This is a genomic window from Oleiphilus sp. HI0079, from assembly GCF_001635105.1.
This window is the reverse complement of the sequence record NZ_LWFT01000828.1, coordinates 17791-33044: the sequence shown is the minus strand read 5'-3', so window position 1 is coordinate 33044 and position 15254 is coordinate 17791. Positions and strand designations below refer to the sequence as shown.

The window sequence follows — 15254 nt, the reverse complement described above, 5'->3', positions numbered from 1 at the left end:
AAACCACCGTTACTCTATCGCCCNCCTGAACGCGCAACTGCCTTGCCAACATATCTCCTAGAATAATCTTGAACTCGCCTGGGGCAAGATCCTCAAGCGCGCCCTGAATCATGTGCTTGTTGATGATGGATACGGTTGTTTCTTGCTCGGGCAAAATACCATTGAGCTGCGCGCCCTGAACAAGGCCTTTCGAACTAAGCATGCCTTTAATTTGGATAAAAGGTGCCGCCGCCTGGACCTTAGGATGCGCAGTCACAAGCTCATCCACACTTTGCCAATCCTGCATACTGGCATACGGTTTAATTACCGCGTGAGGCACCATGCCAAGAATGCGCGTACGAAGCTCACGATCAAACCCATTCATCACCGAGAGAACGGTAATTAACAAACCCACTCCGATGATCAAGCCGACCATCGAAATAAGAGAAATAAACGAGATAAAGTGATTGCTGCGCTTCGCTGAGGTGTAGCGATAGCCAATCATTGCTGGATACCAATTTTTCATGCCGGCATTAAAACACATCCATCGGCATTGCAATAGTTACTGCATGGCAAGAGAACAAGTAAAAAATTGCGTACTGAAACGCTTTGTTTCTCAGCAGAATGCGCAAGTCTTTGCTTTACTTAATGGATTAATCAGGAGTTCAAACATGCCCTTCAAAACCATCGCTTGTTTTCTGGCACTCACACTTGGCGCGGCCACTCATGCTGAAACCATCAAACTGAAACTTGGAGAGCAGGGAAAACAAGAACAAGTGGAACTTCCACTGCGCGGTATGAGCATGGAGGAAGTAGAAACGCAGTTTGGGAAACCTGAAACAAAAACAAAACCTCGCGGAGAACCTCCGATCAGCGCATGGCATTATGCAAATTTTGCGGTCTATTTTGAGAGTCGCCACGTACTGCATAGCGTCATCAAACACCAGCCAGCCAAACAAAAGTAGCAAGTCGCCTTCCAGGAAACATCATGTCTCAGAAAGCCAGTATCAGCGCCATCCTTCAACAGCTAAACCAAGTCATTCTTGGCAAGGAAAGTGAGATAAAGCTAGCCCTGGCTTGCCTGCTCGCAAAAGGGCATTTATTAATTGAAGATATACCCGGCATGGGAAAGACAACGCTCAGCCACGCACTTGGCATTACACTTGGGCTACAGTTTAAACGCGCGCAGTTCACCAGCGACATGCTCCCATCTGACATTCTTGGCGGTAACATATTTGATAAAAATTCGGGAAAATTCCTATTTCAGAGAGGCCCTGTTTTCAGTAACGTTTTGCTTGCCGATGAGATAAACCGAGCACCACCTAAAACGCAAAGCGCGCTACTCGAGGCGATGGAAGAGCGACAGATTTCGATTGACGGAAAAACACGCCCTCTCCCAGTACCCTTTTTTGTCATCGCCACACAAAACCCCTTGGAGCAAGCGGGCACCTATCCTCTACCCGAATCACAACTTGATCGTTTTATGATGCGCATCAGCCTAGGTTATCCGTCACCAGAGGCCGAAAAGGAAATGCTCGCAGGAAAGCCTAGAAGCCTCATGCTGCAAACGCTTAAAGCCGTTATCTCGGTAGAGCAGTTGTTGGAATTGCAAACGAACGCCGACAAAGTCGAAGCAAGCAAGCCGCTCATCGACTATGTATACCGGCTAACCCAAGCGAGCCGCTCGCTAGATCAACAACATGGTCTGTCACCTCGAGCCTCTATCTCTCTGTTAGATGCAGCAAAAGCTTGGGCTTTAGTGGAGGGCCGCGCGCAGGTTCTACCAGACGATGTGCAAGCCGTGTTTCCGTATATTTGCGACCATCGCATGCCTCAACGAGGCCTTCAGCAAGCCTCAGCAAGCGAAAAAATTCTCAAGACAGTAGATATTTTTTAGTTTGACCCCATATCATGGCCTATAACGTCCTGATCTTTATTGAAAGGTCATCAAACAACGTAATCTAGTCAGCGCATACTGCATGTTAGACTTCTTTTTTATTCAAAAAACGCTTTATTGAGGTGCCCTAATGAGCGAAGCAAAGCACTCTAAATTATTGATTTTAGGTTCCGGCCCAGCTGGTTACACAGCGGCGGTATATGGCGCCCGAGCCAACCTGGAGCCAACCGTAATCACCGGCATTCAGGCTGGCGGACAGCTAACGCAAACCACTGAAGTTGATAACTGGCCAGGCGACGTTGAAGGCCTGCAAGGGCCTGACTTAATGGCACGTATGCAAGCACATGCTGAACGCTTTGACACAAAAATCATTTTTGACCATATCAACAAAGCGGACCTTAGCCAAAAACCTTTCCGTTTAACGGGAGATTCGGGAGAATATACCTGTGATGCGTTAGTGATTGCGACCGGCGCATCCGCTCAGTATTTAGGCCTTGAATCCGAAGAGAAGTTTTCAGGCCGAGGCGTCAGTGCCTGCGCAACCTGCGACGGTTTTTTCTACCGTAACCAAACAGTGTGCGTCGTCGGTGGCGGCAACACCGCAGTTGAAGAGGCGCTGTATCTATCAAATATCGCCAAGGAAGTCATTCTGATTCACCGTAGAGACACCTTGCGCTCTGAAAAAATTCTTCAGGACAAGATCTTTGAGAAAGCCAAGAATGGCAATATCACTCTAGAATGGAACCATACACTCGAAGAAGTTCTCGGGGATGATGCTGGCGTAACAGGCGTGCGTATTAAATCGACAGAAACCGGCGAGACAAAAGAGCTGGACCTGACGGGCGTATTCATCGCGATCGGCCACAAGCCAAACACGGAGCTTTTCGAAGGTCAGCTCGAAATGGATAACGGCTATATCACCATTAAGTCAGGGTTAGACGGCGGCGTTACATCAACCAGCGTTCCTGGTGTATTTGCTGCAGGCGATGTTACCGATCAAGTCTATCGCCAGGCAATTACATCAGCGGGTTTTGGTTGTATGGCGGCCCTCGATGCAGAGAAATACATAGACGACCTTGAATAAGATATTCTTAGCAGATGTTTAAACCGTAACATTAAGCACATTCGATAGCGGAGCTTATCTTGGAGCCGAATTGTTCTTCTATACTACAAAATGAAGACCTTTTCGGCTTTTTGTTGCTATGAGTTTACTACCTTGGCTTAATCCGGAAGACGACTTCCCACCGGCAGAAACAGCCCTTTCAGACCCAAATGGGTTATTGGCTGCCGGAGCGGATCTATCTCCAGAAAGATTACTGACAGCGTACCGCAATGGCATCTTCCCATGGTCGAGTGGCGATCAACCCCTTCTCTGGTGGAGTCCGGATCCACGCTGCGTCGTATTTCCTGCAAAGGTCCATATATCCCGTTCTCTTAAAAAAGCGATCCGCAAACACAGTTACACAATCAGTTTTGATCAATGTTTTGAAGAAGTAATCGAACACTGCGCGCGAGGTGAAGAATATACTGGTGGCTGGATAACAGAGGAGATGAAAGCCGCATACGCTTCTCTTGCAGACAAAGGAATCGCTCATTCCGTCGAGGTATGGAGAAACGGCAACCTCGTTGGCGGATTGTACGGCATAGGCATCGGTTGTTGTTTCTTTGGCGAATCGATGTTCTCTCTTGAAAGCAACGCATCAAAAGTCGCGTTTGCGGCGTTGTGTAAGCAAGCGGAGCGTTGGCAGTTTCCGGTAATAGACTGCCAGATCGAAAATGAACACCTTAGCTCGTTGGGGGCTGAACTGATCACACGTGACCGATTCCAATCACTCATTCAAACAGGCATGAAGAACAACAATTTGTTTACATGGCACTTTGATGAAGACATTATTGAACAGATTCTAGCCAGCTAGGACAAACACATGAGCCAACTGCAAACAATGGTGTTCTATGCGACCCCTGAACATCAATGCAGCTATCTAGAAGAGCAAAGGGCCACGACAATGTTTGTCGACCCTAAAGCCAAAATCACCAACTCTGTTTATAGCCAGCTATCAGAGCTTGGTTTTCGAAGGAGCGGTAATCATTATTACCGGCCTCACTGTTCAAATTGCAACGCCTGCATTCCCATCAGGGTTCTGACCAGCGATTTTAAGCCAAGCCGAAGCCAAAAACGGGTCACCAAAAACGCCCTCGGGGTTCAAGCTCAGATTCTGAGCGCCGACTTTCACGAAGACCACTATCTCATCTACGAAAAGTACATTAATCATCGACACACCGATGGCGATATGTTCCCTGCTAGTCGTGAACAGTATCGTTCTTTCCTAGTTGATGGGCGAGAGTGCACAAGGTTTATCGAGTTTTCCATCGACGATCATGTTATTGGCATTGCAGTTGTAGATGAACTGGAAGACGGTTTATCGGCTATTTATACCTTCTTCGACCCAGACTTTTCCCATTTAAGCATCGGAACATATGCCGTTCTCTGGCAAATCCAGGAGGCGCAACGTAGAGGCCTACCTCACGTCTATCTCGGTTACTTCATCGCTGCTTGCAAAAAGATGTCTTACAAGACTGCATTCAAACCTTTTCAAGCAAGAATTGAGGAAAGCTGGCTTAATATTGACGAAATGCAGTCGATTGCCAATAAAAACACCTAGCGTAACAAAACTGATTTTGCGAATTGCTTAACTTTCAGGCAGAATGTCGCTCGTTCAAATGAGGGCCGTCAGTGCCCAATCTTAATATAAGCGCCTCGGGCGCAATTCATAGCTCAAATGAGGTTACGCTTTAATGGCGAAAGAAGATGTCATTGAAATGGAAGGTACAATCGTAGATACCTTGCCGAACACAATGTTTCGCGTTGAACTTGAAAACGGTCATATCGTGACTGCACATATTTCGGGAAAAATGCGCAAGAACTACATCCGGATTCTAACTGGTGACAAAGTGAAGGTGGAGATGACTCCATACGACCTGACTAAGGGTCGAATCACCTACCGCGCACGTTAAAATAAAAAAGGGAGCTAAAATGCTCCCTTTTTTGATCCCTATTGTACATTCCAAGCCCGTCAGTTAGTCCTGAAGAGGAGCAGCCTCCTTCTCAAACTCAAACAAAACCTGCTCTTTTTTGCTGTCGTACTTGATGTGCACATCACCACCATTTGATAAGCTCCCGAACAGAATCTCTTCTGCAAGCGGCTTCTTCAATTCTTCCTGAATCAAACGCGCCATTGGCCGAGCACCCATCTTGTCGTCATAACCTTTCTCTGCGAGATAGACTTTCACTTCATCATCGACATGCAAAACAACACGTTTCTCGTCAAGCTGTGCCTGTAGCTCTGTTAAGAACTTATCAACCACATAGCAAACAGTGTCACGTGAAAGTGGCGCAAACTGAATAATGCTATCCAGACGGTTTCTGAACTCAGGGGTGAAGACCTTATTCAACTCCTCCATCCCGTCTGTCGTATGATCCTGTTCACTAAAACCAATGGATCGACGGCTCATTTGCTGCGCACCGGCGTTCGTCGTCATTACCATGACAACATGCCGAAAATCTGTTTTGCGGCCATTGTTGTCGGTCAGCGTTCCGTGGTCCATCACCTGCAACAACAAGTTGAACACTTCTGGATGCGCTTTCTCAATCTCATCCAACAACAACACACAATGAGGATTTTTGTTCACAGCCTCTGTTAGCAAACCACCCTGATCGTAACCAACATAGCCCGGAGGTGCACCAATCAAGCGGCTAACAGTGTGTCTCTCCATATACTCCGACATGTCAAAGCGAACCAACTCAATGCCAAGCACTTTTGAAAGCTGCTTGGTGACTTCCGTTTTACCAACACCCGTCGGTCCGGCAAACAGAAATGCACCATCTGGCTTCTCTGGAGACTTCAGACCAGCTCGTGATAATTTGATCGCTGTTGCGAGCGATTCTATAGCTGGGTCCTGCCCAAAGACCACCATTTTTAAGTCTCGTTCAATGTTCTTAAGCTTGTCTTTATCGGTACTAGACACATTGCGCGGCGGAATTCGTGCGATCTTGGCAACAACATCTTCGATCGCTTGGACATTAATGGTCTTCTTGCGCTTGCTCTCTTGGACTAAACGCTGACTCGCACCTGCTTCATCAATCACATCAATGGCTTTGTCTGGCATGTGTCTGTCAGTAATGTAGCGATCAGCTAACTCTGCAGCTGCACGCAGCGCTTTATCGCTGTATTTAATTTCATGATGCGCTTCAAACTGAGGCTTAAGACCCTTCAAAATCTGGATTGTATCTTCGACATTAGGTTCATTTACATCAATCTTCTGAAAACGGCGTGCAAGTGCACTGTCTTTCTCAAATATGCCACGAAACTCTGTGAACGTTGTCGAACCTATACAGCGAACCTCTCCGGAGCTAAGCAGGGGCTTCAGTAAGTTTGACGCATCCATTACGCCACCAGAAGCAGATCCGGCACCAATGATGGTGTGGATTTCATCAATAAAAAGGATGGCGTGATCACGCTTCTTCAGCTCCGCAAGCAATGCTTTGAAACGTTTTTCAAAGTCACCGCGATATTTCGTTCCTGCCAGAAGCGCCCCTAAATCAAGCGAGAACACTTCCGCATCAGCGATCACATCTGGCACTTCTTTTTCGACGATTTTCTTCGCTAACCCTTCTGCAATGGCAGTCTTACCTACACCAGCCTCGCCAACTAAAAGAGGGTTATTTTTTCGGCGGCGGGATAAAATTTGGATTACGCGCTCAACCTCATGTTCACGACCGATAAGCGGATCGATACGGCCCTGAGATGCCACATCGTTTAAATTCGCGGCATAGCTTTCAAGAGGATTGCTCTGAGTTCCGCCTTCAGCGGCTTCTTCGCTCATTTCCGCATCGGAGCTTTGGTCTTCAATCTGACCCGGAACCTTTGAAATGCCATGAGAGATAAAGTTAACCACATCGATACGCGCAACGTTTTGCTTCTTCAACACATATACGGCTTGGCTTTCTTGTTCACTAAAAATTGCGACGAGGACGTTAGCGCCCGTTACTTCTTTTTTGCCAGAGGACTGAACGTGAAAGACCGCGCGCTGAAGCACACGCTGAAACCCAAGCGTAGGCTGCGTCTCGCGCTCATCGTCAGCACTTGGAATCAAAGGCGTGGTTGAATCAACAAATTCAGTAAGCTCCTGACGGAGGGCTGGCAACTCGACACCACATGCGCCCAAAACCTTCAAAGCCGCATCGTTGTCCAGCAGCGCTAAAAGCAAGTGCTCAACCGTCATGAACTCATGACGTTTCTCACGCGCATTTTTGAACGCATCATTTAAGGTAAGCTCTAAATCTTTGCTTAGCATAGTTGTTCCCCGATCAGTCCAGGTTAATCTAGCTTCTGAATTTCACACAAAAGCGGATGGTCGCACTCAGCCGAATATTCGTTTACTTGTGCAACCTTTGTTTCTGCAATATCCCTTGAATAAACGCCACAAACAGCTTTTCCTTGCGTATGCACTGCCATCATCACTTGCGTCGCTTTCTCTTCATTCATTGCGAAAAATCGAACCAGCACCTCAACAACGAAGTGCATAGGAGTGAAGTCATCATTCAACATCACAACCTGGTACATCGATGGCCGTTTCAGTGCCGTTTTCTCTGGCACCAGAAGTAGACCGTCATCCTGATTCGGTTGGCTCGGGTCCGTGTTTGAGCCCTGATTCAATACTAGTCGACAATAGTTCAATTTACTCACTACCCGAAACGTTTTTTTACACAATTATGTAAATGGGTATGGCTTGGTACTTTTTCAATACGCAACAGCCAACCTAACTGGCTCACTTTCCAAAAATGAGTAGTCCACCCACTGATTTAAAGCACAGTTTGCATCAGAGCGCTAAGGCTTCTGATTAAATTTGTGAAATTCTTAAAAACGTTTTGTGCTGGCAATCAATTTTTTCAAGTAAAAAGCTTGACTCTGGCTAGTTTCCGACCAGAATTAACACGTTGTAACAAAATTCTCGTTATAGCTTACGAATAAAAATAAAACATTGCAGAGTTTCATGTACGGAAAGGAAGTAGAGCTTTGCAAAAGACGACACGGGAGTCAGATATGTTCCAAGGTAAAGTAAAGTGGTTTAACAATGCCAAAGGGTATGGCTTTATTGTTGAGGACGGTTGTACCGAAGATCTCTTCGCACACTTTTCATCCATTCAAATGGAAGGCTACAAAACTCTAAAAGCTGGACAAAGCGTGATGTTCGATAAACAGCCGAGCAACAAAGGAGTGCATGCCGTCAACATAAGCGCCGCTGATACCGACTTGCCGAATAGTCAGAATGCCATCGACAGCGAGGTAATCTCTGTCAATGAACAAGAAGCACCGAAAGTGGCCGCTACTGAATCAAATCAAGAGCACGCGCCACAAGAATCGAAAGTTCCGGTAATCTAGCGCGTCGATACATTCAGCAGTCATATTTGCTTGATTTTGAAGTCATTGAACTAGCTCGTGCAAGTGCACGAGCTTTTGCATGCTGTTAAACTCTCCCTTCCAGATTTGAGTTTAAACATGGCAGCAACGCTTCTCTTCAACAAACCATTCAATGTATTGTCTCAATTCACTGACAGTGAAGGCCGACAAACTCTCGCAGACTTTATCTCCCAAAAGGATTTTTACCCCGCAGGACGTCTTGACTATGATTCCGAAGGGCTAATGATTTTGGTAAGCGATGGGCAGTTACAAGCTCGAATATCCGACCCGAAGCACAAACTCCCAAAAACGTATTGGGTACAGGTAGAAGGGGACATCGATGCAAAGGCTCTCAATGCGCTTCAGAAAGGCGTAGAATTGAAAGATGGGCCCACCAAGCCCGCAAAGGCGCGACGCATAGATACACCCGATATCTGGGACCGAAACCCTCCTGTACGCAAACGAAAGACTGTTCCCACATCATGGCTTGAATTAACCATTACTGAGGGTAGAAATCGACAAGTTCGGCGCATGACAGCAACCGTTGGCTTTCCTACCTTACGCTTAATTCGCGTGGCAATTGGCCCATGGAAACTTGATGGTTTATCTCAGGGCGAAAGCCGCTTACAAACAATTCATTTGCCGAGCAACACAGCCTCCCCAACAAAACGTCAACAACCTAGGCGTGACACCTCCGGTCGAAACAAAGCCAACAGAGCCGCATTTGGACGACCGCAAACAGGGAAACGAGGAAACCGAATAAAATGAGTAACATTTGGACCCCGCACGCAACGGTCGCCTGCGTAGTGGAAAAGAACGGCAAGTTTTTAATGGTTGAGGAATTAAGCCACGGCCAAAGAGTTTACAATCAACCTGCGGGTCACGTTGATGAAGGCGAGTCGATTTTTGAAGCCGCTGTCAGAGAGACCTTAGAAGAAACCGCATGGCGGGTTGAACTAACGGGCCTAGTAGGCCTTTATGTTTACACAGCGCCTCAAAACGGCGTCTGCTACCACCGTTACTGTTTTTCTGCACAGGCACTGGAGCATACGAGCAATGCGTTGGATGCGGATATCTTGGCGGCCCATTGGCTAAGTTATGCTGAAATTATCTCTAAAGGAGAAAATCTCCGCAGCCCACTTGTATTAAGATGCATTGACGATGCGAGAACTCGAACTTCAGTGCCGTTAAATTTTATCTATGAGCATCCGTTCTCTAAAATTGATAGCTGAAATTTTAACCAAGGAAAGCTACAATCCGCGCTTTCTTGTAAGGCTCGCCTAATTCTTTAGAGACGAAGCTGAAGCAACGCTTTTGATTCGACCGAAAACCGCCATAACGGTCTTCGTCACAAACACAGGTATTAGATGAAACCCATAAGCGAAACACGTGTCATTGTTGGTATGTCTGGCGGCGTAGATTCCTCAGTTTCCGCACTCCTTCTGAAACAGCAAGGTTATCAAGTCGAAGGGCTGTTTATGAAGAACTGGGATGAAGACGACGGCACAGAGTACTGTACAGCGATTGCTGATCTAAACGATGCGCAACAAGTCTGTGACAAGATTGGTATCAAGCTGCACCAGGCTAATTTTGCTGCGGAGTATTGGGATAGAGTCTTCGAGTACTTTTTAGAAGAATACAAAGCAGGCCGCACACCAAACCCAGATATCTTGTGCAATAAAGAAATCAAATTTAAAGCCTTTCTTGACTATGCGCTTACCCTTGGCGCCGATTTTATTGCGACCGGACACTATGTGCGTAAGCAGCAAAATGACAACGATGCCTGGTTACTTAAAGGCCTCGACAACAATAAGGATCAAAGCTATTTCCTTTACGCTGTCGGCGGCGACAAAATTGCGAAGACCTTGTTCCCGGTTGGCGAGATAGAAAAGCCGGAAGTACGCAAACTCGCAGAACAACACGACCTTGTAACGGCCGACAAAAAGGACAGCACCGGCATCTGTTTTATCGGGGAGCGTAAATTTGCCGACTTTTTGAAGCAATATATACCGGCGCAACCGGGCAATATCGTCACCGAAAATGGCGAGGTCATCGGTAAGCATCAAGGTTTGATGTACCACACGATTGGTCAGCGGCAGGGGCTTGGTATCGGAGGCCTAAAAAATTATGACGAATCACCGTGGTATGTCGCCGAAAAGAATCTCAATGACAATACATTAGTTGTCGTGCAGGGCAAAAACCACCCTCTTTTATTTGCCAGCTCTTTGACCTGTGACCAATTAGATTGGATTAACGGAAAGCCTCAACTACCGATTCGCTGCGCGGCAAAAGTGCGTTATCGTCAAGCAGACCAAGCCTGCGAGGTACGCGCTTTAAAAGACGGCAAACTGGTGGTTCACTTTGACAAAGCGCAACGCGCGATCACACCCGGACAATCTGTTGTTTTCTATGATGCAGACCGCTGTCTTGGCGGCGGAATTATCGAAAGCACACAAAGCGAGGACTCAAATTCAGCGCTCTCATCCGCAACAAACCAACACCTAACAAAGAGCTCGTCTGACAATGCTTGATAAAAATCAGCAGCAAGCTTTGGCGCTCTGTGGCATATTCGAATGTTGCTATTTGGTAGACCAAATTGCGAGAGAGGGTCAATGCGATCTGCAAGCTCAAACAGCGATGTTTGAAACGCTGTTCGTGACAGACCCAGAAAAGGTCGAAGATATTTATGCCAGCCCTCAATTCTTGCGTGACGGACAGAAACAGCTCATCAGCGCAGTTCGAGGAGACTCAATTCAGTCTAGCGCTCAAGTACTGCGCTACGCTTTAGCACTGATGCATTTGCAGCAAAAACTCAGCAAGCGGAGCGATATGCTGTCACGCCTAAGTCAAAAAATAGAGCAGAATCAGAACCAAGTTTCGCACTTCGGTATCAATCACGAAAACGTGATATCGGGTTTAGCGAGCACATATCAAGATACGATCAGCACCTTCAATATGCGAATTCAGGTTGGTGGCCATGCACGCTATTTGCAGATCGAACACAACGCAGCAAGAATTCGCGCCTTGCTTCTTGCTGGCATTCGCTCTGCAACTCTTTGGCGCCAGTTAGGCGGTCATCGCTGGAACTTCTTATTCAGCAAAACACGAATTCGCAAGTCGGCAGAATCCCTTAATCAATGGCTAGATGTGACAGATTGAAACCCTAAGTTTCACCACCTAAACCTTTGTAGTAAAATCGCCGCCTTTCTTTTAGCAGTCAGTATGAACAGAGAACTCCCATGGAACTAAGTGCACTAACCGCAATTTCTCCCATCGATGGTCGATACGGCAGTAAAACTGTAGACCTTAGAAAGTCATTCAGTGAGTATGGCCTCATATACGCTCGCGTCACAGTTGAAGTTAGATGGCTACAGTCATTAGCGGCACACCCGGAAATTGACGAACTACCGGCGTTTTCAGATGCTGAAAATGCGTTCTTGAATGCCATCGTAACCGAGTTCAATGAAGCTGACGCTTTACGCGTCAAAGAAATTGAACGCACAACAAATCACGATGTAAAAGCCGTTGAATATCTGCTGAAAGAAAAGTTTGAAGCAAATGCGGAACAATTTCCGGCACTTGCAAAAAGCTTAGAGTTCGTCCACTTTGCCTGCACCTCAGAAGACATCAATAATCTTTCGCACGCATTGATGCTTAAATCAGGCCTTGAAGACGGTGTACTGCCAGAAATGGAGGCCATAGTCACTAAATTAACAGAGCTCGCTAAAGAGCTAGCCGAGCAATCAATGCTATCGCGCACACACGGACAAACAGCATCTCCCACTACCATGGGCAAGGAAATCGCCAACGTAGTTGCCCGTCTAAAGCGCCAGCTTAATCAAATAAAAGCGGTGAAGTTTCTCGGCAAGATCAACGGCGCCGTAGGCAACTATAACGCGCACTACTCTGCCTACCCGAACATTGACTGGCCTTCTCATGCAGAGTCTTTCGTAAGCTCCTTAGGCATTGAGTTCAATCCCTACACTACCCAGATCGAACCACATGATTACATTGCAGAGCTATTCGATGCCGTTGTTCGATTCAATACCATCCTGATCGACCTAGATCGCGATATATGGTCTTATATTTCTCTCGCTTACTTTAAGCAACGCACTGTTGCAGGCGAGGTTGGTTCATCAACCATGCCGCATAAGGTCAACCCGATCGATTTTGAAAACTCAGAGGGCAACCTCGGTATAGCAAATGCGATCATGACCCATCTCGCACAGAAACTGCCGATTTCACGTTGGCAGCGAGACCTTACAGACTCGACCGTGCTGCGAAATCTTGGCGTCGGTCTAGCTCACAGCTTAATTGCCTATCAAGCGACCATGAAAGGCCTTAACAAGCTGGAGATCAATCCTACAAAACTGGCTCAAGATCTCGACAATGCTTGGGAAGTGATGGCCGAGCCCATTCAAACTGTCATGCGTCGCTACAATATCGAACAAGCATATGAGAAGCTCAAGGCGCTCACTCGCGGTCAGGCAATCAACCAGCAAACAATGACCGAATTTGTGAACTCACTTGAGATTCCGCAAGAGGCCAAACAAATCCTTCTAGATATGACTCCTGCTTCGTATATCGGTAACGCAGTCGCTCAAGCTCGCTCGATCGACCTTTAGCCGACTCATTGCTGATGGCAAATCAAGCTCTTACGTTGCTCGGCGGACTCTCTGCCGAGCAATTTTTAGCCGATTATTGGCAACAAAAGCCGCTCCTAATTCGCGGAGCGCTGCCGCACTTCGAATCCCCTGTTACTCCTGATGACTTAGCTGGACTCAGTCTCGAAGACGATGTCGAGTCACGCATTATTATTGAGCAACGTGAAGATAAACATTGGATTCTGGAGCAAGGCCCATTCAACGAAGAGACGTTTGCACAGCTTGATAGCGCCAATTGGACGCTTCTCGTACAACAGCTTGACGCTTGGGTCCCGCAGGTTCAAACATTAAAAAGACAATTTAACTTTATTCCGGACTGGCGTGTTGATGACGTAATGGCTTCGTATGCCCCGAAAGGAGGTAGCGTAGGCCCCCACTTCGATTTTTATGATGTTTTTTTGGTTCAAGCGTATGGCAGCCGCAAGTGGAAACTCGGGCAATGGTGCGACCAAAACACGGCAACCAGAAATGATACCCAGCTGAGCATACTGAAAGACTTCAAGACCAATGACGAATGGGTACTGCACCCTGGCGATATCTTATATGTACCTCCAAGGCTCGCTCATTTCGGCGTTGCCGAGAACGATTGCATTACGCTCTCTGTAGGATTTCGTGCACCACGCAAACTGGAGCTACTAAGCAGTTTTACCCACTACATTTGTGAGCAAGAGAGCGCTGCAGAGAACAGCTTTTTTAGTGATCCCAAACGAAAGCGTGCAAATAATCCCGCCGCATTGGAAAAACAAGACCGCGAAGCACTTAAAAAACTGCTGCTTAGTGCGATTGAAAGTGACCAAGCCTTTGATCGCTGGCTAGGTGAATATCTGTCAGAGCCTAAAAATTCCGCGATACTTATTCCTGACGAAGGACTTATCGACGCGCATCAAATAGCCGAGCAGATTTATCAGGCTGAGATGATTTATAAGAATGAAGGCTCTCGCTTCCTTTATATCGAACAGAATAATGCCGTCATACTATTCACTGATGGGTGCAGTACCGAGCTCGATTTAGAGCATTTAACATTTGTTCAATACTTATGCTCAGAAGATGAATATGACGCACAGACTCTGTTAACCTTCTGCAATAAAGTGGAAACCAAAGAGCTCGTTGCTATGCTTCTAAAAAATGGCAGCATTCAAGTAGAACAAGCCGCATAACAACCTAGGGTGAGACGGAGCCGAGCTATGGTCTCTGTAAATATAAACTACATCAGCTCCGGCGCACTGCCGCCGGAAGTACGCCGACAAATCGAAGAGTTGGCAGGCACGCGAATTATGCACGGCTCGCAGCTGTGTATTGCGATGCTCGGTGATCGCTTACTAGGCGCTGCAAGCGCCCGCCCGGCTGAACGTTTTGCACGTATCGATTTTCTGCATGTTTCCCAACGCCATATTTCCACACGCTTAGCCGAGATTCTTTTAAGCCATTTGCTCAAGCAACTGCACAAAGCGGGCGTTAACGAAGTTTCTACGGCAGCGACTCCCATCTATACCAAGGTGTTTTTAGATGCGGGTTTTATGGAAGAAAATATCACCATCCCCGGCATGCATTCCAGCAGCGACCTTACTGAATTGATTCAACCGAATCTGGAATCTCTACAACCCCGCTTTAGATTAATTGGAGATGCTCCTCTGAAAGATAGTAACGGCGCTCCGCCAGAGCCATCAGAAGAAGCGAAACGCAGCATCCGTTTCGATACGATGGCTTCGTATAGAGAGCTTTGCCGCATGATATTGACCAACTCGCAGCGAAAAGTCTTCATGCTTTGCGAGAACCTCGATGACCCGATTCTGAATGACAAAACAGTGGTAAGCCATATTCAAGACCTCGTGCTCCATAGCCGGCAAGTAGAAATTCGACTCCTTCTCGAAAATGATCGCCACCGTCCTCAAGGTCACAGTCCTATTTTGGATCTTGCGCACCGTCTCTCGAGCTTTGTCAGCATACGCCGGATCCATGACAGGCGCATAGCACCAAAAGAGTGGCTTTATCTAGCTGATGATGCTCACGCCGTTGTAAGAAAGAGAGAGCATGGATTTAAAGGCCAGGCGCATCTAGACAGCTTGCTCACCCTGCAGCGACTCAGTTATCAATACGAAAATCTATGGCAGCACTCAATCCCCTCCTCTGAATTGCGTCGCCTCGCCATTTAGCGAACAAGACAGGTCCTCAGACACACAAATTCTAAGTAGACTCTAAGCCGATAAGATGACCCTAGCTAAAACGAAAAAACCGCGCATCTCTATGAGAGAT

General features: G+C 47.0%; 17 protein-coding genes. 14 read left to right on the top strand and 3 right to left on the bottom strand.

Going from position 1 to position 15254, the window contains the following annotated elements; genetic code table 11:
• On the bottom strand, positions 1-523 hold a 523-nt coding region (locus tag A3750_RS15560), incomplete at its 3' end, for an ABC transporter permease (RefSeq protein WP_231871843.1).
• Between the two features lie 127 nt (positions 524-650).
• On the opposite strand from A3750_RS15560, the gene A3750_RS15555 reads away from it, so the two are divergent.
• The 6 genes from A3750_RS15555 to infA all read left to right on the top strand — a co-directional run bounded on the left by A3750_RS15555 (position 651) and on the right by infA (position 4891).
• A complete protein-coding gene (locus A3750_RS15555) occupies positions 651-944 on the top strand; it encodes a hypothetical protein (RefSeq protein WP_068547916.1) in 294 nt (97 codons plus the stop codon).
• 23 nt (positions 945-967) lie between these two features.
• Positions 968-1876, top strand: coding sequence for a MoxR family ATPase (locus A3750_RS15550; protein WP_068465930.1), 909 nt, complete (start codon positions 968-970; stop codon positions 1874-1876).
• Positions 1877-2006: 130 nt separating this feature from the next.
• Positions 2007-2960, top strand: coding sequence for a thioredoxin-disulfide reductase (gene trxB / locus A3750_RS15545; RefSeq protein ID WP_068458787.1), 954 nt, complete (start codon positions 2007-2009; stop codon positions 2958-2960).
• A gap of 118 nt (positions 2961-3078) precedes the next feature.
• Positions 3079-3792, top strand: a complete 714-nt coding sequence (aat, locus tag A3750_RS15540) for a leucyl/phenylalanyl-tRNA--protein transferase (protein WP_068548422.1) — start codon at positions 3079-3081, stop codon at positions 3790-3792.
• Positions 3793-3801: 9 nt separating this feature from the next.
• Positions 3802-4539 carry an arginyltransferase gene (locus A3750_RS15535; RefSeq protein ID WP_068458789.1) on the top strand — a complete coding sequence of 246 codons (738 nt, stop codon included), beginning with the start codon at positions 3802-3804 and terminating at the stop codon, positions 4537-4539.
• Between the two features lie 133 nt (positions 4540-4672).
• The gene (infA, locus tag A3750_RS15530; RefSeq protein ID WP_068458790.1) at positions 4673-4891 is read left to right on the top strand and encodes a translation initiation factor IF-1; all 219 of its coding nucleotides are present in this window, start codon (positions 4673-4675) and stop codon (positions 4889-4891) included.
• Between the two features lie 63 nt (positions 4892-4954).
• Here the strand turns inward: infA and clpA are convergent, their stop codons facing one another.
• Positions 4955-7231 carry an ATP-dependent Clp protease ATP-binding subunit ClpA gene (gene clpA, locus A3750_RS15525; RefSeq protein WP_068548421.1) on the bottom strand — a complete coding sequence of 759 codons (2277 nt, stop codon included), beginning with the start codon at positions 7229-7231 and terminating at the stop codon, positions 4955-4957.
• A 23-nt stretch (positions 7232-7254) separates the two neighbouring features.
• On the bottom strand, positions 7255-7623 hold the full coding sequence (gene clpS / locus A3750_RS15520) for an ATP-dependent Clp protease adapter ClpS (RefSeq protein WP_082863046.1): 369 nt from the start codon (positions 7621-7623) through the stop codon (positions 7255-7257).
• A 330-nt stretch (positions 7624-7953) separates the two neighbouring features.
• On the opposite strand from clpS, the gene A3750_RS27210 reads away from it, so the two are divergent.
• The 8 genes from A3750_RS27210 to A3750_RS15480 all read left to right on the top strand — a co-directional run bounded on the left by A3750_RS27210 (position 7954) and on the right by A3750_RS15480 (position 15154).
• On the top strand, positions 7954-8319 hold the full coding sequence (locus A3750_RS27210) for a cold shock domain-containing protein (RefSeq protein WP_304440198.1): 366 nt from the start codon (positions 7954-7956) through the stop codon (positions 8317-8319).
• Between the two features lie 117 nt (positions 8320-8436).
• Complete coding sequence (locus tag A3750_RS15510) at positions 8437-9105, top strand: pseudouridine synthase (protein ID WP_068548423.1); 669 nt, start codon at positions 8437-8439, stop codon at positions 9103-9105.
• Positions 9102-9569, top strand: a complete 468-nt coding sequence (locus A3750_RS15505; RefSeq protein WP_068452470.1) for an NUDIX hydrolase — start codon at positions 9102-9104, stop codon at positions 9567-9569. Before A3750_RS15510 ends, A3750_RS15505 begins: the two co-directional genes overlap by 4 nt.
• 135 nt (positions 9570-9704) lie before the next feature.
• Positions 9705-10868 carry a tRNA 2-thiouridine(34) synthase MnmA gene (gene mnmA / locus A3750_RS15500; protein WP_068452473.1) on the top strand — a complete coding sequence of 388 codons (1164 nt, stop codon included), beginning with the start codon at positions 9705-9707 and terminating at the stop codon, positions 10866-10868.
• Positions 10861-11496, top strand: coding sequence for a high frequency lysogenization protein HflD (gene hflD / locus A3750_RS15495; protein WP_068452476.1), 636 nt, complete (start codon positions 10861-10863; stop codon positions 11494-11496). The genes mnmA and hflD overlap by 8 nt, the downstream gene beginning before the upstream one ends.
• An 80-nt stretch (positions 11497-11576) precedes the next feature.
• A complete protein-coding gene (purB, locus tag A3750_RS15490; protein WP_068521730.1) occupies positions 11577-12962 on the top strand; it encodes an adenylosuccinate lyase in 1386 nt (461 codons plus the stop codon).
• A 14-nt stretch (positions 12963-12976) separates the two neighbouring features.
• Positions 12977-14158, top strand: a complete 1182-nt coding sequence (locus A3750_RS15485; RefSeq protein WP_082873310.1) for a cupin domain-containing protein — start codon at positions 12977-12979, stop codon at positions 14156-14158.
• A 27-nt stretch (positions 14159-14185) separates the two neighbouring features.
• The gene (locus A3750_RS15480; protein WP_068452482.1) at positions 14186-15154 is read left to right on the top strand and encodes a hypothetical protein; all 969 of its coding nucleotides are present in this window, start codon (positions 14186-14188) and stop codon (positions 15152-15154) included.
• Positions 15155-15254 lie beyond the last annotated feature (100 nt).